Origin of the sequence: Burkholderia guangdongensis, from assembly GCF_013403875.1 — a bacterium.
Classification (GTDB): domain Bacteria; phylum Pseudomonadota; class Gammaproteobacteria; order Burkholderiales; family Burkholderiaceae; genus Burkholderia; species Burkholderia guangdongensis.
This window is the reverse complement of sequence record NZ_JACBNX010000038.1, coordinates 1-21,321: the sequence shown is the minus strand read 5'-3', so window position 1 is coordinate 21,321 and position 21,321 is coordinate 1. Positions and strand designations below refer to the sequence as shown.

Below are 21,321 nucleotides of genomic sequence, written 5' to 3'. Positions count from 1 at the left end.
AGAAAGCAATGAAAGCTCTGCTCGATCTATTCAAGCAAGTCCAACAAGAAGAAGTTTTCGACGCGATCAAGATCGGTCTGGCCTCGCCCGACAAGATCCGCTCGTGGTCGTTCGGCGAAGTGAAGAAGCCGGAGACCATCAACTACCGGACGTTCAAGCCGGAACGCGATGGTCTGTTCTGCGCGAAGATCTTCGGGCCGATCAAGGACTACGAGTGCCTGTGCGGCAAGTACAAGCGCCTGAAGCACCGCGGCGTGATCTGCGAGAAGTGCGGCGTCGAAGTGACGCTCGCGAAGGTGCGCCGTGAGCGGATGGGCCACATCGAGCTCGCGTCGCCGGTCGCGCACATCTGGTTCCTGAAGTCGCTGCCGTCGCGTCTGGGCATGGTGCTCGACATGACGCTGCGCGACATCGAGCGCGTGCTGTACTTCGAAGCGTACGTGGTGATCGATCCGGGCATGACGCCGCTGAAGGCGCGGCAGATCATGACCGAAGAGGATTACTACAACAAGGTCGAGGAATACGGCGACGAATTCCGTGCCGAGATGGGCGCGGAAGGCGTGCGTGAACTGCTGCGTGCGATCAACATCGACGAGCAGGTCGAGACGCTGCGCACCGAGCTGAAGAACACCGGCTCCGAAGCGAAGATCAAGAAGTACGCGAAGCGCCTGAAGGTGCTCGAGGCATTCCAGCGTTCGGGCATCAAGCCGGACTGGATGATTCTCGAAGTGCTGCCGGTGCTGCCGCCGGAACTGCGTCCGCTCGTGCCGCTCGACGGCGGCCGTTTCGCGACGTCGGACCTGAACGACCTGTATCGCCGCGTGATCAACCGGAACAACCGTCTGAAGCGTCTGCTCGAGCTGAAGGCGCCGGAGATCATCGTCCGCAACGAAAAGCGGATGCTGCAGGAAGCCGTCGACTCGCTGCTCGACAACGGCCGTCGCGGCAAGGCGATGACGGGCGCGAACAAGCGTCCGCTGAAGTCGCTCGCCGACATGATCAAGGGCAAGGGCGGTCGTTTCCGTCAGAACCTGCTGGGCAAGCGCGTCGACTACTCGGGCCGTTCGGTGATCGTGGTCGGTCCGACGCTGAAGCTGCACCAGTGCGGTCTGCCGAAGCTGATGGCGCTCGAGCTGTTCAAGCCTTTCATCTTCAACAAGCTGGAAGTGATGGGCGTGGCGACGACCATCAAGGCGGCGAAGAAGGAAGTCGAGAACCAGACGGCGGTCGTGTGGGACATCCTCGAAGAGGTGATCCGCGAGCACCCGGTGATGCTGAACCGTGCGCCGACGCTGCACCGTCTCGGCATTCAGGCGTTCGAGCCGGTGCTGATCGAAGGCAAGGCGATTCAGCTGCACCCGCTCGTCTGCGCGGCGTTCAACGCCGACTTCGACGGTGACCAGATGGCCGTTCACGTGCCGCTGTCGCTCGAAGCGCAGATGGAAGCGCGTACGCTGATGCTCGCGTCGAACAACGTGCTGTTCCCGGCCAACGGCGATCCGTCGATCGTGCCGTCGCAGGATATCGTGCTGGGCCTGTACTACGCGACCCGCGAAGCCGTGAATGCGAAGGGCGAAGGCCTGTCGTTCACCGGCGTGTCGGAAGCGCTGCGTGCGTACGAGAACAAGGAAGTCGAGCTCGCGTCGCGCGTGAACGTGCGGATCACCGAAATGGTCCGCAACGAGGACACGTCGGAAGGTGCGCCGCAGTTCGTGCCGAAGATCTCGCTGTACGCGACGACCGTCGGCCGCGCGATCCTGTCGGAAATCCTGCCGCCGGGCCTGCCGTTCTCGGTGCTGAACAAGCCGCTGAAGAAGAAGGAAATCTCGCGTCTGATCAACACCGCGTTCCGCAAGTGCGGGCTGCGTGCGACCGTCGTGTTCGCCGACCAGCTGATGCAGTCGGGCTTCCGTCTCGCGACGCGCGCCGGCATCTCGATCTGCGTCGACGACATGCTCGTGCCGCCGCAGAAGGAAACGATCGTCGGCGACGCCGCGAAGAAGGTGAAGGAATACGACCGTCAGTACATGTCGGGTCTCGTCACCGCGCAGGAACGCTACAACAACGTGGTCGACATCTGGTCGGCGACGTCGGAAGCGGTCGGCAAGGCGATGATGGAGCAGCTGTCGACGGAGCCGGTGGTCGACCGCGACGGCAACGAGACGCGCCAGGAATCGTTCAACTCGATCTACATGATGGCCGACTCGGGCGCCCGGGGTTCGGCGGTGCAGATTCGTCAGCTCGCCGGGATGCGCGGCCTGATGGCGAAGCCGGACGGCTCGATTATCGAGACGCCGATTACCGCGAACTTCCGCGAAGGTCTGAACGTGTTGCAGTACTTCATCTCGACCCACGGTGCACGTAAGGGTCTGGCTGATACCGCACTGAAGACCGCGAACTCGGGTTACCTGACGCGTCGTCTCGTGGACGTCACGCAGGATCTCGTCGTCGTCGAGCAGGATTGCGGCACGTCGAACGGCGTCGCGATGAAGGCGCTCGTCGAAGGCGGTGAAGTCGTCGAAGCGCTGCGCGACCGGATTCTCGGCCGCGTCGCGGTGGCGGACGTCGTCAATCCGGAATCGCAGGAAACGCTGTACGAATCGGGCACGCTGCTCGACGAGACGGCGGTCGAAGAGATCGAACGCCTCGGCATCGACGAAGTGCGCGTGCGCACGCCGCTGACTTGCGAAACGCGTTATGGCCTGTGCGCGTCGTGCTACGGCCGCGACCTTGGCCGCGGCTCGCTCGTGAACGTAGGCGAGGCGGTTGGCGTGATCGCCGCGCAGTCGATCGGTGAGCCGGGCACGCAGCTGACGATGCGGACGTTCCACATCGGTGGTGCGGCATCGCGTGCGGCAGTGGCATCGTCGGTCGAAGCGAAGAGCAACGGTACCGTGCGCTTCACGGCATCGATGCGCTACGTGACGAACGCGAAGGGCGAGCAGATCGTGATCTCGCGTTCGGGCGAGGCGCTGATCACCGACGACATCGGCCGCGAGCGCGAACGTCACAAAATCCCGTACGGCGCGACGCTGCTGCAGCTCGACGGCGACGCGATCAAGGCGGGCACGCAGCTCGCGACGTGGGATCCGCTGACGCGTCCGATCATCACCGAGTACGGTGGTACGGTGAAGTTCGAGAACGTCGAGGAAGGCGTGACGGTCGCCAAGCAGATCGACGACGTGACCGGCCTGTCGACGCTCGTCGTGATCGACGTGAAGAAGCGCGGTTCGCAGGCGTCGAAGAGCGTGCGTCCGCAGGTGAAGCTGCTCGACGCGAACGGCGAGGAAGTGAAGATCCCGGGCACGGAGCATGCGGTGCAGATCGGCTTCCAGGTCGGCGCACTGATCACCGTGAAGGACGGCCAGCAGGTGCAGGTCGGTGAAGTGCTCGCGCGTATCCCGACCGAATCGCAGAAGACTCGCGACATTACCGGCGGTCTGCCGCGTGTGGCGGAACTGTTCGAAGCGCGTTCGCCGAAGGATGCGGGTATCCTGGCGGAAGTCACCGGCACGGTGTCGTTCGGTAAGGACACGAAGGGCAAGCAGCGTCTGGTGATCACGGATCTCGAGGGTGCGCAGCACGAGTTCCTGATCGCGAAGGAAAAGCAGGTGCTGGTGCACGACGGTCAGGTCGTCAACAAGGGCGAAATGATCGTCGATGGCCCGGCGGATCCGCACGACATCCTGCGTCTGCAGGGTATCGAGGCGCTGTCTCGTTACATCGTGGACGAAGTGCAGGACGTGTATCGTCTGCAGGGCGTGAAGATCAACGACAAGCACATCGAGGTGATCGTTCGCCAGATGCTGCGTCGCGTGCAGATCAGCGACAACGGCGATACGCGCTTCATCCCGGGCGAGCAGGTCGAGCGTTCGGACATGCTGGACGAGAACGACCGGATGACCGCCGACGACAAGCGTCCGGCGTCGTACGAGAACATTCTGCTGGGTATTACGAAGGCGTCGCTGTCGACGGATTCGTTCATCTCGGCGGCTTCGTTCCAGGAAACGACGCGGGTGCTGACGGAAGCGGCGATCATGGGCAAGCGCGACGATCTGCGTGGTCTGAAGGAGAACGTGATCGTCGGTCGTCTGATTCCGGCGGGTACGGGCCTGGCGTTCCACAAGGCGCGCAAGGCGAAGGAATCGTCGGATCGCGAGCGCTTCGACCAGATCGCGGCGGAAGAGGCGTTCGAGTTCGGGACGCCGGAGTCGGCCGCGGAGCCTGCGGCTGCGCCGGAGGCTGAAGAGACGCAGCATCAGCATCCGGCAGCGGAGTGAACGATGGCGGTGTGAGCCGCCGTTGTTTGGCTTGAGCTGTTGAGGAAGCCGCCCAGTTTCGACTGGGCGGTTTTTTTTTCGTGTGCTTGTCGAAGCGCGTTGACGTGGGGGGCGCAGAACGGAGCGTGCCATGGCATGACGGCCGTCAAGTTCTGGCAACGAATGACTTCGCTGGTCTATTACAAATAAATTACACTTCTTTCGATGGTCAGCTGCCACAACGGAGCCAACGAAAGGTGAATCGGTCCCAATCAGATTCGAAATGTATCGCGTCCGCCGTCAAGTCCTACGACGTACGCGATTTTTTTCGCTACCCGGAGCGAACGGGATTCCAACTGTCCCCCGACGGGCGCTACTTGTCCTTTCTCGCCACCCATGTGGGACGTCTCAATGTGTTCGTCCAGATGATCGACGCACTAGGCTGTCCCAGCGGCCGCGCTTGGGCGGTGACGCAGGAGACCGCCCGCGACGTGCTCGGCTATTGCTGGAAGGGCAGCGAACGCCTGCTCTATGTGAAAGACTTCGGCGGTGACGAAAACTATCACGTGCTTTCCGTGCCCGTCGACGGCGGCGAGCCGGTCGACCTGACACCTTACGACGGCGTGCGCGCCTCGATCGTCGACGAGTTGATCGATGACGACCGCTATTTGCTGATCTGCCACAACCGGCGAGATCCGCAGCTGTTCGACGTGTTCCGGATCGACGTGGCGACGGGTGAATCTACCCTGGTCGCCGAAAATCCCGGCAACATCGTGGGATGGATGACGGATCATGCGTCCAAGTTGCGCGTCGCGATAGCATCAGACGGGGTGAACAAGACGTTGCTCTACCGCGACGACGAGGCCGAGCCGTTTTGCCCGGTCGTCACGACAAACTTCAGGGAGACAGTTGCCCCACTCTTCTTCACATTCGACAACCAGCGCCTCTATGTGCTGTCGAATCGCGGCCGGGACCGCATTGCGATATTTGAATTCGATCCGAAAACGGCGCGCGAAGGCGAGGTGCTATTCGAGCATGACGAAGTCGACGTGACTGGAATGTCGTATTCGCGGCGACGCGGTACGCTCACGACAATCTGGTATGCCGACGATTACGTGCAACGGCATTGCCTGGACGCGCAGACGGCTGAAGTTTATGCAGACCTCGAAGCGCAATTGCCCGATGCGGTGGTCAGCATCGCCGGCTTCACTAGGGACGAGTCGCTAGCGATCGTCCGGACCGAGAGCGACCGCTCGCCGGGCGCTATGTGGACCTATCACATCGAAACCCGCCAGTTGGCAAAGATCGCGGATCTGATGCCGTGGCTCGACCCCGACGACATGGCGCCGATGCGGCCCATCTCATACACGTCGCGTGATGGACTGAGGATTCACGGGTACCTGACACTGCCGGCCGATTACGATCCAGGTCGCAAGGAGTCTGCCAAACTGCCTCTCGTTGTGAATCCGCACGGCGGTCCGTGGGCACGCGATCATTGGGGCTTCAACGCGGAAGTCCAATTGCTCGCCAATCGCGGCTACGCGGTGCTGCAAGTCAATTTTCGCGGATCGACCGGCTACGGGCGCGCGTTCTGGGAGGCAAGCTTCGGCCAGTGGGGGCGCGCGATGCAGCACGACATCGACGATGGCGTCGACTGGCTGATCGGGAACGGGCTCGTCGATCCGAAGCGAATCGGCATCTACGGCGTCAGCTACGGCGGCTACGCGGCGTTGGCCGGTATCGCGTTCACGCCAAACCGGTATGCCGCGGCTGTCGACTACGTCGGCGTGTCGAGTCTGCTCACGCTACTCGAATCGATCCCGCCTTACTGGCGACCAGAGCTCGACATGATGTACGAGATGATCGGGAATCCGAATACCGAGGAGGGAAAGCGGGCGCTGCGAGATGCGTCCCCGCTTTTCTTCACGGACCGGATCGTGACCCCCCTTTTGGTCGCGCAAGGCGCTAATGATCCGCGAGTCAAACGAACGGAGAGTGACCGGATCGTCAACGCGCTGCGCGAGCGCGGCGTCGATGTTCAGTACCTGCTCAAGGAAAACGAGGGGCACGGGTTCTTGAATGAGGAGAACCGGTTCGAATTCTACGAGGCGATGGTGGCATTCCTCGGTGCCCATCTTGGCACAAATTAGTGTCGTAGCTTATGCCGCAGGCGACGGAGAAGGCGATCTGGCCGGAGATTTCTTCCCCCTTCAGGTGAGGCGTGCGTCGCCCGGATCCGGCCCCTCGAATTCCTGCTCACTGCGCTGCAGCGCTGTCGTCGACACGCGTCTGCCCAAATCACGAAAATAGGCGCGATCCGCCCAAGGGCAGTTTACAAGCGCATCCCGCAAGTCATTGAATGAAAACGGCGCGCCCTCGCTCGTCGTCGGGCGCTATGCAATGTATATAACGTTATGACGTGTGCTCTATCTTAAATCAGTAAGGAACGCGCGGGGTCGCATGCGCTAATCTCAAAATAAATGCTCGCCATCTGTTCGGTTTTATATATTGAGATATTGCCGGATGCTTGACGTTTGAGATCATTACGTATACCTTACGAATGGTGTGTGATTCGGAGGCTGTATATCTCAATTACGGGGGTAAAAAAATAACTTGTAGCGACGGCGAGATTGATGGTGGTATTTGCGGAGACGCTCCTGTTCATCAAGAGGTGCTTCATTCAAAGCATCTGCTTGCTGTTGCATATCGGCGCCGCAATGATTGGGGTCCCGCCGGAAGCTGTATTATGTGGAGGCTTCAAGTCGCTGTCTTATAGGAATCTGGCTATAAATCACGGATTCGTGGAGGCGAACTGCCAAGCACCGGAACTTCTTCTTTGGGTGGTCAAAACCCTAGATGGCACTATCTCAAGGGTTTGGGATGGTGTGCAAAAGCAGGCGAAAATTGTGTATAAGACGATATTTAAGGGGAGGTATGGATAGGCGCAGGCTAAATTCAGGTTTGTTCTTTGTCGCACGAGCGGCCCATTGGTTCATTATTTATGCTGGGGTGCTTCAATGCGTTAATCGATGGACAAGTTTTCATGCGGAATCGACGTCCGTGGCGATTTTTATCGGATTTTTAACGGTTTCCTTGGAAAATTTGTTTTTTGTAATATTTAGATCAAATAAGAGGGTGTAGTGAGCAATCATTTCATCAATCAAGGGTCCAGCAGGGGCAATTCATCGGAACTGATCGATCTTTGTGTCCTCACGGTGGATGAAGTTGCTGCTGTTTCCGGCGCTGTGAATTTCCCTCAATGGAACTGGGGGGCGATGACAACCCAGGGGCTAAAATGGGGAGTTGGAGGTATGGCTATTGGAGGCTTCGGTTCGATGGCAATGGGGAATCCGGCCACGACTAATGCTGTTATAAATGGGCTTTCGATGGGGCTACCTGCTGCTTGGGCCGCTCGAAACACGCCGCGCTAGTCTGATTTTATCGTCACCAGTATTATTCCGATCGCATATATGCGCTCTGCATCGGTAGGCAATTTTGCCTGCCGATGATCTGGGTTTGAGTGCTCGTTGATCGCAAACGCCGATTCCAGGGGGCGAGTCAATAAATAAATTGTTCTTGATCGAAATCGCCGCGAGGGTATGCCTGAAATCGATTGCGCTCTCCGTTTTTGTAACACCGTTTTTTTGAAAACTACCAAACTCTTGGCGAAGTTTCATGATCAACACGTTAATCACGCATCACCTGCGACACAGCGAAACGAATATCGTCCTCCACGTCGGACTGAGCGAGGTCAACGTGCTGTCGGAAGAAGAATTGGGCGCTATCGCCGGCGCGCGGATCTGGGGCAGGATGATCCTTGGCCGATTGCAAGAAGTGGTCTACACGGGGCCGGGCGCTACTGCGCAAGCAGCCTGCTTGAGACAATCCATCGGTTCCGCTGGAGTTGGAGGAATGCTCGCCGGGGCACTGCAAGGCGGCCAACGCCATTGATTGACGAGTATTAGAGCAATGCGCGGTCGGCGCTTCGGAAACGGAGCGACGATCGCGCTATCGTTCGGTCTTGGCTCTCAATCCATGCCAGCTCAGTCACAGCGCCCCCTGTTTCGTCACGAGGCCCAGCAGGCACAACGCACGTCGCTGCTCGGCGAAATCGTACTGGTGCGCCCGATATCGTTCGCGTTCCTGACGCTGGCGGCGGCATGCATGGCGCTCGCCGTCGTGCTGCTTTTCGCGTTCGGCAGCTACACGCGTCGCACGACCGTTGAAGGCGTGGTCGTGCCCGACGCCGGCCTTGTCAAGGTCTACGCGCAGCAGCCGGGCATTGTAATGGGCAAGGCGGTGGCCGAAGGTCAGCACGTGACACGTGGCAAGGTGTTGTACACGGTTTCGACGGAATTGCAGAGCGCGGCCGAAGGGCGAACGCAGGCGGCGCTAATTGAACAGGCGCGCCAGCGAAAACACTCTCTGCTTCAGGAGATCGACAAAACGCGCGTGCTGCAGCAAGACGAGCGCGACACGCTGCAGGCCAAAATCGGAAGCCTCCGTGCGGAACGCGCGCGCCTTGACGACCAACTCACGAGCCAGCATGAGCGAGCGTCGATTGCCGCTGATGGTGTCGCGCGCTACCGACGACTGCTCGCGCAGGACTACATTTCGACCGACCAACTCCAGCAGCGTCAGGCTGACTTGCTCGACCAGCAATCGCGGCTGCTCGGCTTTCGACGCGAGCACGCGAATGTATCGCAGGCGCTCAAGGAGACAACGAATCAGTTGTCCGGGCTCGAGCTCAGGCAGCAGAACCAGCTTTCACAGATCAGCCGCAGCGTGATCGAAGTCGACCAAGCGCTGATTGAAAGCGAGGCGAGGCGCGAACTCGTCATCACCGCGCCAGAACCCGGCATTGTGGCCGCCGTGATTGCCGAGCCCGGCCAGATGATCGGCACGACGCACCCGGCCGCGAGCATCGTGCCGGATGGCGCGAACTGGCAGGTTCACCTGTTCGTGCCGAGCGCGGCGGTCGGATTCGTGCATGTCGGTGACACGGTGCGGGTCCGCTATCAAGCGTATCCGTACCAGAAATTCGGCCAATACCATGCAAGCGTCACTTCGATCGCTCGCACGGCGTTGTCCGCAGCCGAATTGTCGACAAGCGGAATGCCGGCTGCCGATACGCGCATGGACGGCGGAACGTTCTATCGCGTTACGGCCACGCTCGATTCACAAACCGTGACTACGTACGGCAAGCCGCAGTCGCTGCAAGCCGGGATGGTTCTGCAGGCCGACATTCTCCAGGAGCGCCGACGCCTGTATGAGTGGGTGCTCGAACCGCTCTACAGCCTTACAGGCAAACTTTGATTCTGCTGCTTGCTCATGTCCTTTCTAGACCGTCTTTCGCTCGGCGTCGGCAGCAAGTTGCCGATGATCCTGCAGACCGAAGCGACCGAATGCGGGCTCGCATGTCTCGCGATGGTTGCGGGCTATCACGGCCATCATGTGGATCTCGCAACATTGCGCGGCCGGTTTCCGGTATCGCTCAAAGGCGCCGGCCTCGCTCGCGTGATCGACATCGCGCAGCAGTTCGATCTTGGCACCCGTGCACTGAAACTCGATCTCGATCAGTTGAGCCAGTTGCGCATGCCGTGCTTGCTGCACTGGAACTTCAATCACTTCGTCGTGTTGAAGGAGGTGAGCGGTAAAAGCGCGGTCATCCACGATCCCGCGCAGGGCATCCGCAAGCTGCCGCTCGATGTGTTGTCGCGCTCGTTCACCGGCGTCGCGCTGGAACTGTGGCCGACCAGCCGCTTCGAGCCACGCGACGCAGTCCCCGCGGTCAAGCTGCGCACATTGCTCGGGCCCGTGACCGGTCTGTCGCGTTCGCTTGGCCAAGTGTTGTTGCTTGCGCTCGTACTCGAAGTGTTCGCGCTGGTGCAGCCGTTCTTTCTGCAGTGGGTGATCGACGAGGTGATTGTCAGTGCCGACCGCGATCTGCTCACCGTGCTCGCGCTCGGCTTCGGCCTGCTGGTACTGATGCAGCAAGCGACCAGCGCGATCCGCGCGTGGGCGCTGATGTATTTCGGCACGACACTGAACGTGCAGTGGCGAGCGAACGTTTTCACGCACTTGCTCAGTTTGCCGGCGCGCTACTTCGAGCGTCGCCATCTCGGTGACGTCGTATCTCGCTTTGGCTCGATCGACACGATCCAGCAAACGCTTACGACGTCATTCGTGAGTGCCGTGATCGACGGTCTGATGACGATCGTCACGCTCGCGATGATGTTTGTTTACAGCCGCGTACTAGGCTGCATCGCGCTCGTGACGATGGCGATGTACGCGCTGCTGCGCTGGCTTTGGTATCGGCCACTGCAGCGCGCCACTGAGGAGCAGATCGTCCGCGCCGCCAAGCAGCAGAGCCACTTTCTCGAGACCGTGCGCGGCGTGAAAACGATCAAGTTGTTCAACCGGCGGGACGAGCGTCGGGCGAATTGGCTGTCGTTGCTCGTCGAGCAGATCAACGCCGGTCTGCACGTGCAAAAGCTGCAGTTGCTCTACCAGCAACTCAACGGGTTGCTGTTTGGTATCGAAGGCATCGTCATTATCTGGCTCGGTGCGCGGATGGTGGTGGAGGGCCAGTTCACGGTCGGCGTGCTGATGGCGTTCAACGCATACAAGGGGCAGTTCGATAGCCGTGTCGGCAGCCTGATCGACAAGTATTTCGAGGTCCGGATGCTGCAACTGCAGGGCGAACGCCTCGCCGACATCGTGTTCGCGCAGCCGGAACCCGACGCGAGCTCGCGCCACGTGCCGGGCGAAGCGGATGAACTCGCGGCGAGCATCGAATTCGACGAGATCGGGTTCCGTTACGCGGACGGTGAGCCGGCGGTGCTCGACGGCGTGTCGCTCGCTATCGCGCCCGGCGAATCGGTGGCGCTCGTCGGACCGTCCGGTTGTGGCAAGACGACGCTCGTCAACGTGCTGCTCGGGGTGCTCGAACCGACGGCGGGCAAGGTGCGGATTGGCGGTGTCGACGTCGACCGGCTTGGGCTCGACCGGCTGCGCGCGATGATCGGAACCGTCCTTCAGGACGATGTGCTGTTCGCCGGCTCGATTGCCGACAACATCAGCTTCTTCGATCCGGACGCCGATCCGAAATGGATCGCCGAATGTGCGCAGTTCGCAGCGGTTCATGCGGACATCGTCGCGATGCCGATGGGTTACAACACGCTGGTCGGCGACATGGGCACCGTGCTGTCCGGCGGACAGAAGCAGCGCGTGCTGCTCGCCCGCGCGTTGTACAAGCGGCCGAAGATTCTCGTGCTCGATGAGGCGACGAGCCATCTCGACCTGCAACGCGAGCAGCAGGTCAACGCGGCCGTTGGCGCGCTTCGGATGACGCGCGTGATCGTCGCGCACCGGCCGGAGACGATCGCGTCCGCCGAACGCGTGGTGACGATGGATGGCGGGCAGATCGTGTTCGATCGACCGACGGCCGAATGGGCGACCACGTTGGATGGCGATATTCGGTCGCTCGACATGCAGGCCGACCGATGAAGCGCTGTCTGTTTGTCGCCATGTCTGCTACCGCGCTGGTGAGCGCCCCCGTCGCCGACGCGCAAATGCTTGATGTGTTTCGCACGCGCCGGGAAGTGTCCGCCGAGCCCGCCGTGCCGCTGTTAAAGAACACGTCGTGTCGCACGGTATCGCCCATACAGCCGCTCGAACTCGACGACGCGATTCTGCACGCGATCTGCGGTAATCCACAGGTGCGTCGAGCGTGGGCCGAAGCGCGCGCAAACGCTGCCGCGCTCGGCGTTGCCGACGCCGCTTATCTGCCCACGCTGGAGATGGCCGCCGGCATCGAACGCGACACGCAGTCCACTACTTACGACGCCAGCGCGGCTGGCGCGGGTTCGATCAGCCAATCGCAAAATATATCGAGCAAATACGGGGCGCTGAACTTGAGTTGGGTGCTGTTCGATTTCGGCAAACGAAGCGCTGCCCGACGACAGGCGCATGCACTGCTCGCGGCCATGAACGCTGCGCAGGACGAGACGTTGCAAGCCGTGTTCTTCAACGCAGCCGAGGCGTTCTACGCACTACGCGACGCTCAGGCCTCTCTCGACGCCGCACGCGGCACCGAGGCGATCGCGCATGAGAGCCTCGCCGAAGCGACCGCGAAGCACGAAGCCGGCGCCGGCACACTGGCCGACAGGTTACAGGCGAGCACGAGTTACTGGCGCGCGGTGCTCGATCGTGTCGGTGCGGAAGGTGACACGCAGGCCGCAACGGGAGCGCTTGCTGTTGCGATGGGGTTGGAGGCGAGCGCGCTCATACGGATCGCGCCCGCGGAGCATGATGCGGCCATACCTGACGGCTTCGCGGCCGATGTCGACCAACTCATCGATGAAGCGAAGCAGCGCCAGCCGAAGCTGGTCGCGGCGCGCGCGAAACTCGACGTGGCGCGCGCGAATGTCGATGCCGCTCGGGCGCAGGGCCTCCCAACCGTCTCACTTGTCGGCAGCATCAAGCAGAACAGTCCGACGTCCCGGATGCAGTCGATACCGGTGACGCGCAACCGTAGTAGCACGATCGGCGTGCAGGTGACGATTCCGCTGTTTGAAGGCTTCGCGGCCGGCTATCGCATCGCGCAAGCGCAGGCACTCGCCGACGCGCAGGAGGCGTCGATGCGTGACAACGAACTCCAGGTGTCGCTCGACGTCTGGAGGAGCTATCACAGCCTCGGAGCCGATGCAGCCAATCTGTCGAATTCGCGGAAATTGTTCGAAGCCGCGCAGCGTGCGCTCGACATTGCGCGCGGTCGCTATAAGGAGGGCGTCGGGGCGTTCGTCGAGTTGCTGAATGCGCAGACCGCGCTCGCCGATGCGCAGAAACAGCGCGTGCTCGCGGTGTCGAGATGGCGGACGGCGCGGCTCAAGCTTGCGGCAAGTCTCGGCAAGCTCGAACTCGGGGGCGATGGTCGATGAGGAATAGGCTACGGAGCGTGGATCGATGAAGACGCGACGCAATATCCTGCCGGTCCTGGTGGTGGAGGATCATCCGGTCGTGGCAATGGCGATACGGATGCATCTGGCGAAGATCGACGAGAGATTGGCGGTGACTGTGGCCGCCAGTGCGCGGAGCGCTGTCGACACATTCAGGCGGGCTGCCGACTGGTTCAGGGTCTTTGTGGACCTGAGCGTCCCGGGCGCTTGCGATCTTTCGTTGGTTCGGCGGTTTCATGGATTGGGGGCTGTCGGACGATGTGCGATTGTGACGGCCTCTACGCAGGTCTCATTGATTAACGATGCGAAGCGACTGGGTGTGCTTGCCTACATCGTCAAAACGATGCCTGTCGAGGATTTTCATGCTGCATTGACGTGTGTGATCAACGGAGAGGCTGTATTTCCCGAGATTGCTTCGGATGGGGATCCGGTGAATCGATTGACGCGGCGTCAGCGAGAAGTTTTGTCGTTGCTCTGTTGCGGATATTCTTCAAAAAGAATTGCGGATGAACTGAATCTCGCCGAAGGTACCGTCGACAATCATGTCAGCAATATCATGCGGGTATTGGGCGCACAAAGCAGAATGCACGCGGTTGCCAAGGCTATAATTGAAAGGAATTTATGAAATTTAAAATTTCCCGCGAGGCGATCAAGAGATTTTTCCTGTACGGCGCATTTCCTGAGCCATTCAACAAACGATATGGTAATGGGTGGGTTGCGCTCTTGCTGGGCGCGGCACATCGAGCATCACCCATGGGGCTTTTGACCGTTGCAGTTTATTTGCCCCTGGCCCCAACGTCGACCTTTAATTTAACCCCGATATTCGCATTGGCGGTGTTCTTTATATATTGTGTTTTCTTCGAGCGACATTTGATCCGGCGTGCCGGCGGCGGGGAGGCGTTCACCCGCACCCATGCTGATGGAGCCATGGTGTGGCATCAGCTATTTCTTTCGTCAATCAGGGCATTCATCGTATTCCTGATCTACATGGGAATATATTCATCCATCGAAAAATTAACGCCCCTGGACGTCGATCAAACACTTTCGTCTGTCATTGCAGTGATATCGTTTGTCGTGGGGGCATTCCTTCACAAAATCTATAGGCCGTCAGGCCGAACACCATGATCAATCCGTGAACATGGCGCCTCTCGCGAGTTGCGCGCAACGGAGTCTCGTCAATCGATTCGTGGAATCCCAATCGGGCATAATTTCAGGAAACACGGAATTTCCGCCAATCACACACCTTAACGCTGCATCGAAATCCCCGACGAACATCGTCGTGACGATGTGGGAGTTGTTGAAACTAGACCAGATACCGACACTTCGCTCTTGCAGTGCCGGCATCGCCAAATTTACCGGTTAGCGTTGCGTTGAAGTCCTCCGGTCCACGCCCCTGCTATGGCGCCGGTAACCATCCCGCCAATTCCGGCGGATCCGATCGGCTGCCCAGATGCGGCGGCGCCAGCGGCGGTTGAAACTCCGCCAATCACTGAACCTCGCAAGCCGCCCAAGATCATTCCACCCCAGTTCCATTGGCCTCCGGCAATTGCGCCCAACTCGTCTTCCGAGAGAATGTTGAGATCGGTCAGTGCAGGAGAAAATGCGGCAATCGAGGCGTCGGAAGGATGGTGATGAGTGGTGAAATGGCTAGTCATGATTTTTGGCCAATTTGTTTGTAAATTGTTGAGAAAAAAATTTCCAAGAGAACGGAAATTACCGCAATGGCGATCGATAGCGTTTCGTTGATATGTGTGGTCGTCAGTTTTTCGATGGATGAATAAACCCCCATGTAGATAAGAAAGATAAGTAGCATTCTCGCTGGGATTAAAAATGCTTTCTTGTTGATAAAAATTTTCATGGTGCGCTGAATTTTCGAGAGTTGAAATTGGGCGAGGTGTCGTTGGATGTGAAGCCTATCACCCGCACATTTCATTGGAAATGTGGAATTTCTCACGCTTTTCGGCGAAAGCGTTGCTGCCGGTGACGAATAGTTGCGCATGATTAAACTCTTCATTTCGTATCGGCGGGGCATCGAGGCAGTGTCGCGTTACATCGCGGGCGAGGTGCCGGGCGTGCATTGTCTGCAGGACATGAAGATCAGCGACAAGCACATCGAGGTGATCGTTCGCCAGATGCTGCGTCGTGTGCAGATCACCGACAAAGGCGATACGCGCTTCATCCCGTGCGAGCAGGGCGAGCGTTTGGACATGCCGGACGAGAATGACCGGATGACCGCCAAGGACGCACGTCCGGCGACGTACGAGGGGGCCGCGACTGCGGCCCTTCGATTGCTTGACTGGCGGCGATGGCCAGCGGCCCTGTTCGACCGCGGACGGCATACGTCCAAACGGCCAACGTTGCCCGATCCAACGTTTCCGCGCCGCATAGGTTGATAGAATCCCCCCGTCGCTGTCAGCCGTCTCCACGTCACCGCCCATGTCCCGCGCTCTCGAAATCCTCAACGAAGTCTTCGGCTATTCCTCATTTCGCGGGCAGCAGGGCGAAATCGTCGAGCACGTCGCGGACGGTGGTGACTGTCTCGTCCTGATGCCCACCGGCGGCGGGAAGTCGCTTTGCTATCAGATCCCCGCGTTGCTCCGCCGCGAAGCGGGCCAAGGCGCCGGCATCGTCGTCTCGCCGCTGATCGCGCTGATGCAGGATCAAGTCGCCGCGTTGCGGGAAGTCGGCGCGCGCGCCGCGTATCTGAACTCGACGCTGTCCGGCGCCGAAGCCGCCGCGACCGAGCGCGCATTGCGCGAAGGTGACATCGATCTGCTCTACGTCGCGCCGGAGCGCCTGATGACGCCGCGCTTCCTCGAACTGCTCGAGCGCACGAAGATCGGCTTGTTCGCGATCGACGAAGCGCACTGCGTGTCGCAGTGGGGCCACGACTTCCGCCCCGAATACATTCAGCTCTCGGTCCTGCACGAACGTTTCCCGTCGGTGCCGCGCATCGCGCTGACGGCCACGGCCGACGCGATCACGCGCGACGAGATCATCCATCGTCTCGCGCTCGACGACGCGCGCGTTTTCATCTCGAGCTTCGATCGCCCGAACATCCGCTACCGGATCGTCGAAAAGGACAACGCGCGCTCGCAACTGCTCGACTTCATCCGCGCCGAGCACACGAATGCGGACGGCACGACCGACGCCGGCGTCGTCTACTGCCTGTCGCGCCGCAAGGTCGAAGAAACCGCGGATTGGCTGAAGACGCAGGGCGTACGCGCGCTGCCGTACCACGCGGGCATGGAATTCGAGGTGCGCCAGAAGCACCAGGAAATGTTCCAGCGAGAAGAAGGGATCGTGATGTGCGCGACGATCGCGTTCGGGATGGGCATCGACAAACCGGACGTGCGCTTCGTCGCCCACCTCGATCTGCCGAAGAGCGTCGAGGGCTACTATCAGGAAACCGGCCGCGCGGGCCGTGACGGTCTGCCGGCGAACGCATGGATGGCGTACGGCCTCGGCGACGTCGTGCAGCAGCGCAAGATGATCGACGAATCCGACGCCGACGACGCGCACAAGCGCGTCCAGACCTCGAAGCTCGATGCGCTGCTCGGTCTGTGCGAAACGATCTCGTGCCGCCGCGTGCGCCTGTTGAACTATTTTGGCGAAGAGAGCAAACCGTGCGGCAACTGCGATACGTGCCTCGAACCACCCGATTCGTGGGACGCCACGCGCGAAGCGCAGATGGCGCTGTCATGCGCGTTCCGCGCGCAGCGCGCGAGCGGTTTCAACTTCGGCGCGAGCCATCTGATCGAAATCCTGCGCGGCAGCCGCAACGAGAAGGTCCTGCACCGCGGCCACGAGAACCTGAGCACGTTCGGCATCGGCGCATCGCTGTCTGAACCCGAATGGCGTGCGATCTTCCGCCAACTCGTCGCATACGGTTACCTCGCCGTCGACCACGGCGGCTTCGGCGCGCTCGTTCTCACCGATGCCGCGAAACCGGTACTCAAAGGTGAAGAGCGCGTCACGCTGCGCCGCTACGTCAAACCGCAACGCACCCGCCAATCGTCGTCGAGCCGCGCCGGCCGTGCCGACCCGACCGCCGGCATGGGCACGCGCGAACTCGCGCGCTGGAGCGCACTCCGCACCTGGCGCGCCGACACCGCGAAATCCGACGGCGTCCCGGCCTACGTGATCTTCCACGATGCGACCCTCGCCGAAATCGCCCGCAATGCCCCCGAAACGATCGACGACTTGCGCCACATCCCCGGCATGGGCGTGCGCAAGCTCGAGCGTTTCGGCGACGAAATCATCGACGTGATCGAATCGGCCTGACCGAATTTCATCGCCCGGTCACATTGGCCCGGCTGCACCACAGCCTGTGGGAAACCCACGCAACCCCTTGACTCGCCAAGCATTTCCGAACTAATATGCCGGGTTCCGGTTCTCGGAGGGCTTGGTCGCGTGCTCAGGTTCGCGTCAAACCCACCGGCTCGGGAAGTCAAACGCACTCAGATTCTCGCTTTGCCCGAAATCTTTGTGCGTATTTTGTTCAATTTCAGGAATAAACAATGCCAACCATCAACCAACTGGTTCGCAAAGGCCGTCAGTCGGAAACGACTAAGAGCAAGAGCCCGGCCTTGCAGGACTGCCCCCAGCGTCGCGGCGTGTGCACCCGTGTGTACACGACGACGCCGAAGAAGCCGAACTCGGCACTCCGTAAGGTCGCCAAGGTTCGTCTGACGAACGGCTTCGAAGTGATCTCGTACATCGGCGGTGAAGGCCACAACCTGCAGGAGCACTCGGTTGTGCTGATCCGCGGCGGCCGTGTGAAGGACTTGCCGGGTGTGCGTTACCACATGGTTCGCGGCTCGCTGGATACCCAGGGCGTCAAGGATCGTAAGCAAGCGCGCTCGAAGTACGGCGCGAAGCGTGCCAAGGCTGCAAAGTAAGCAGTATCGAAAAGGCGATCGCCTCACGGCGGTCAAGGCGGTGGTGCCGGATTGCCGGTGCTGTCGAGTAAGTGGTCACCCGGCCAAGCTGGTTAGTCTGAAAGATGTGATCGGGTTTGTTGGTGGCCGCGGAGCAAAAAATTGCTCCAACTGAACAGGTAAAGGAAGAAACATGCCGCGTCGTCGCGAAGTCCCCAAGCGGGAAGTGTTGCCGGATCCGAAGTTCGGCAACGTGGATGTAGCCAAGTTCATGAACATGCTGATGCTGTCCGGCAAGAAGTCGGTCGCTGAACGCATCGTTTATGGTGCTTTCGAACAGATCCAGACCAAGGGTGGCAAGGACCCGCTGGAAGTGTTCACCGTTGCGCTCAACAACGTGAAGCCGGTGGTCGAAGTGAAGAGCCGTCGCGTTGGTGGTGCCAACTATCAGGTTCCGGTCGAAGTGCGCCCGTCGCGTCGTATGGCATTGGCGATGCGCTGGTTGCGTGAGGCCGCGAAGAAGCGCAGCGAGAAGTCGATGGCTCTGCGTCTGGCTGGTGAGCTGTCCGAAGCGGCCGAAGGCCGCGGCGGTGCGATGAAGAAGCGCGACGAAGTTCACCGCATGGCGGAAGCGAACCGCGCGTTCTCGCATTTCCGTTTCTAAGCGCCAGGCAGGGCTTTTAGCGGAAAAAATCCGGGCGGGTGCGCTTATCAGGCGCCTCGCCCGTTTGTGTTGAGACGCGACGCACGACCGCTTCGCGTCAACCCAATTGAGGATCAAAGTGGCTCGTAAGACTCCTATCGAGCGCTACCGTAACATCGGTATTAGCGCTCACATCGACGCCGGCAAAACGACGACGACCGAGCGCATTCTGTTTTACACCGGCGTGAACCACAAGATTGGCGAAGTTCACGACGGCGCCGCCACGATGGACTGGATGGAGCAGGAACAGGAGCGTGGCATCACGATCACGTCCGCTGCTACCACGGCCTTCTGGAAGGGCATGGGCGGCAACTATCCGGAACACCGCATCAACATCATCGACACCCCGGGGCACGTCGACTTCACGATCGAAGTGGAGCGCTCGATGCGCGTGCTCGACGGCGCGTGCATGGTGTACTGCGCGGTGGGCGGCGTGCAGCCGCAGTCGGAAACGGTGTGGCGTCAGGCGAACAAGTACAAGGTGCCGCGTCTCGCGTTCGTCAACAAGATGGACCGTACCGGCGCGAACTTCTTCAAGGTCTATGACCAGCTGCGTCTGCGCCTGAAGGCGAACCCGGTTCCGGTCGTCGTGCCGATCGGCGCGGAAGAGAACTTCAAGGGCGTCGTCGATCTGCTGAAGATGAAGGCGATCATTTGGGACGAAGAGTCGCAAGGCACGAAGTTCGACTACGTCGACATCCCGGCCGAGCTCGTCGACACCTGCAACGAGTGGCGTGAAAAGATGGTCGAAGTGGCTGCCGAAGCCAGCGAAGACCTGATGAACAAGTACCTGGAAGAAGGCGATCTGCCGGAAGCCGACATCGTGAAGGCGCTGCGCGACCGTACGATCGCGTGCGAAATCCAGCCGATGCTCTGCGGTACCGCGTTCAAGAACAAGGGCGTGCAGCGTATGCTCGACGCCGTGATCGATTTCCTGCCGTCGCCGGTCGACATTCCGCCGGTCACGGGCGAACTCGAAGATGGCGAGAAGGCCGAGCGCAAGGCATCGGACGAAGAGAAGTTCTCGGCGCTCGCGTTCAAGATCATGACCGACCCGTTCGTTGGCCAGCTGATCTTCTTCCGCGTGTATTCGGGCGTCGTGAATTCGGGCGACACGCTGCTGAACTCGACCAAGGGCAAGAAGGAACGCCTCGGCCGTATTCTGCAGATGCACGCGAACCAGCGTGAGGAAATCAAGGAAGTCCGCGCAGGCGACATCGCCGCCGCGGTCGGCCTGAAGGAAGCGACCACGGGCGACACGCTGTGCGATCCGCAGCACCCGATCATCCTCGAGCGCATGGTGTTCCCGGAGCCGGTGATTTCGCAGGCCGTCGAGCCGAAGACGAAGGCTGACCAGGAAAAGATGGGCCTCGCGCTGAACCGTCTCGCGCAGGAAGATCCGTCGTTCCGCGTTCAGACCGACGAAGAATCGGGCCAGACGATCATCTCGGGCATGGGCGAGCTGCACCTCGAAATTCTCGTCGACCGGATGAAGCGCGAATTCGGCGTGGAAGCGACCGTCGGCAAGCCGCAGGTTGCCTACCGCGAAACGATCCGCTCGACCGCGAAGGACGTCGACGGCAAGTTCGTCAAGCAGTCGGGTGGTCGCGGCCAGTACGGTCACGCGGTCATTACGCTCGAGCCGAACGAGCAGGGCAAGGGCTACGAGTTCCTCGACGAGATCAAGGGCGGCGTGATTCCGCGTGAATACATCCCGGCGGTGGACAAGGGTATCCAGGACACGCTGAAGGCAGGCGTGCTCGCGGGCTTCCCGGTCGTCGACGTGAAGGTTCACCTGACGTTCGGTTCGTACCACGACGTCGACTCGAACGAAAACGCGTTCCGGATGGCCGGTTCGATGGCGTTCAAGGAAGCGATGCGCAAGGCGAGCCCGGTCGTGCTCGAGCCGATGATGGCGGTCGAAGTCGAAACGCCGGAAGACTACATGGGCAACGTGATGGGCGACCTGTCGGGCCGTCGCGGTATCGTCCAGGGCATGGAAGACATGGTCGGCGGCGGCAAGATCGTTCGCGCCGAAGTGCCGCTGTCGGAAATGTTCGGCTACTCGACGTCGCTGCGCTCGCTGACGCAAGGTCGTGCAACGTACACGATGGAGTTCAAGCACTACGCTGAAGCTCCGAAGAACGTCGCCGACGCGATCATCAGCGCGAAGTCGAAGTAATCCATCTACCGTCTGACTAATTTTTGAAAGAAGAGAATCATGGCAAAAGGTAAGTTTGAGCGGACCAAGCCGCACGTGAACGTTGGCACGATTGGTCACGTCGACCACGGCAAGACGACGCTGACGGCAGCGATCACGACCGTGCTGACGAAGAAGTTCGGCGGCGAAGCGAAGGCGTACGACCAGATCGACGCGGCACCGGAAGAAAAGGCGCGCGGCATCACGATCAACACGGCGCACGTCGAGTACGAGACGGCGAACCGTCACTACGCGCACGTCGACTGCCCGGGCCACGCCGACTACGTGAAGAACATGATCACGGGCGCCGCGCAGATGG

Annotated in this window: 16 protein-coding genes and 1 pseudogene; 15 read left to right on the top strand and 2 right to left on the bottom strand. The window is 60.5% G+C overall.

The window, feature by feature from the left end:
- Positions 1–8 precede the first annotated feature (8 nt).
- The 9 genes from rpoC to HZI36_RS25745 all read left to right on the top strand — a co-directional run bounded on the left by rpoC (position 9) and on the right by HZI36_RS25745 (position 14,344).
- On the top strand, positions 9–4,280 hold the full coding sequence (gene rpoC / locus HZI36_RS25785; protein ID WP_179405505.1) for a DNA-directed RNA polymerase subunit beta': 4,272 nt from the start codon (positions 9–11) through the stop codon (positions 4,278–4,280).
- Between the two features lie 356 nt (positions 4,281–4,636).
- Entirely contained in the window at positions 4,637–6,409 is a 1,773-nt protein-coding gene (locus HZI36_RS25780; RefSeq protein WP_246327227.1) for an alpha/beta hydrolase family protein, read from the top strand.
- A gap of 990 nt (positions 6,410–7,399) precedes the next feature.
- Complete coding sequence (locus tag HZI36_RS25775) at positions 7,400–7,690, top strand: hypothetical protein (protein WP_179405503.1); 291 nt, start codon at positions 7,400–7,402, stop codon at positions 7,688–7,690.
- Between the two features lie 244 nt (positions 7,691–7,934).
- Complete coding sequence (locus HZI36_RS25770; RefSeq protein ID WP_179405502.1) at positions 7,935–8,210, top strand: hypothetical protein; 276 nt, start codon at positions 7,935–7,937, stop codon at positions 8,208–8,210.
- Between the two features lie 84 nt (positions 8,211–8,294).
- Complete coding sequence (locus HZI36_RS25765) at positions 8,295–9,575, top strand: HlyD family secretion protein (protein ID WP_179405501.1); 1,281 nt, start codon at positions 8,295–8,297, stop codon at positions 9,573–9,575.
- Positions 9,576–9,590: 15 nt separating this feature from the next.
- Positions 9,591–11,768, top strand: coding sequence for an ABC transporter transmembrane domain-containing protein (locus HZI36_RS25760; protein WP_179405500.1), 2,178 nt, complete (start codon positions 9,591–9,593; stop codon positions 11,766–11,768).
- Positions 11,765–13,201: a TolC family protein gene (locus HZI36_RS25755; RefSeq protein WP_179405499.1), complete on the top strand. Its 1,437-nt coding sequence runs from the start codon at positions 11,765–11,767 to the stop codon at positions 13,199–13,201. The genes HZI36_RS25760 and HZI36_RS25755 overlap by 4 nt, the downstream gene beginning before the upstream one ends.
- Positions 13,202–13,226: 25 nt before the next feature.
- Entirely contained in the window at positions 13,227–13,844 is a 618-nt protein-coding gene (locus tag HZI36_RS25750) for a response regulator transcription factor (protein WP_179405498.1), read from the top strand.
- Positions 13,841–14,344 carry a hypothetical protein gene (locus HZI36_RS25745; protein WP_179405497.1) on the top strand — a complete coding sequence of 168 codons (504 nt, stop codon included), beginning with the start codon at positions 13,841–13,843 and terminating at the stop codon, positions 14,342–14,344. The genes HZI36_RS25750 and HZI36_RS25745 overlap by 4 nt, the downstream gene beginning before the upstream one ends.
- 227 nt (positions 14,345–14,571) lie before the next feature.
- On the opposite strand, the gene HZI36_RS25740 is transcribed toward HZI36_RS25745, so the two are convergent.
- Together HZI36_RS25740 and HZI36_RS25735 are read right to left on the bottom strand one after the other, a co-directional pair.
- Positions 14,572–14,874: a hypothetical protein gene (locus tag HZI36_RS25740; RefSeq protein ID WP_246327226.1), complete on the bottom strand. Its 303-nt coding sequence runs from the start codon at positions 14,872–14,874 to the stop codon at positions 14,572–14,574.
- Entirely contained in the window at positions 14,871–15,218 is a 348-nt protein-coding gene (locus HZI36_RS25735; protein ID WP_179405496.1) for a hypothetical protein, read from the bottom strand. Before HZI36_RS25735 ends, HZI36_RS25740 begins: the two co-directional genes overlap by 4 nt.
- A gap of 25 nt (positions 15,219–15,243) precedes the next feature.
- Between HZI36_RS25735 and HZI36_RS27115 the strand changes: the two are divergent.
- The 6 genes and pseudogenes from HZI36_RS27115 to HZI36_RS25705 form a co-directional block, all read left to right on the top strand.
- Positions 15,244–15,483: pseudogene (locus HZI36_RS27115) on the top strand (hypothetical protein); the annotation flags it as partial.
- 172 nt (positions 15,484–15,655) lie between these two features.
- Positions 15,656–17,503 carry a DNA helicase RecQ gene (gene recQ / locus HZI36_RS25725; protein WP_179405494.1) on the top strand — a complete coding sequence of 616 codons (1,848 nt, stop codon included), beginning with the start codon at positions 15,656–15,658 and terminating at the stop codon, positions 17,501–17,503.
- 236 nt (positions 17,504–17,739) lie between these two features.
- On the top strand, positions 17,740–18,120 hold the full coding sequence (rpsL, locus tag HZI36_RS25720) for a 30S ribosomal protein S12 (RefSeq protein ID WP_006400662.1): 381 nt from the start codon (positions 17,740–17,742) through the stop codon (positions 18,118–18,120).
- Positions 18,121–18,292: 172 nt separating this feature from the next.
- A complete protein-coding gene (gene rpsG, locus HZI36_RS25715; protein WP_006477195.1) occupies positions 18,293–18,763 on the top strand; it encodes a 30S ribosomal protein S7 in 471 nt (156 codons plus the stop codon).
- Positions 18,764–18,881: 118 nt separating this feature from the next.
- Positions 18,882–20,984 (top strand): elongation factor G, encoded by a 2,103-nt coding sequence (gene fusA, locus HZI36_RS25710; RefSeq protein WP_179405493.1) that lies wholly within the window; start codon positions 18,882–18,884, stop codon positions 20,982–20,984.
- 39 nt (positions 20,985–21,023) lie between these two features.
- On the top strand, positions 21,024–21,321 hold a 298-nt coding region (locus tag HZI36_RS25705; protein WP_233345777.1), incomplete at its 3' end, for a GTP-binding protein.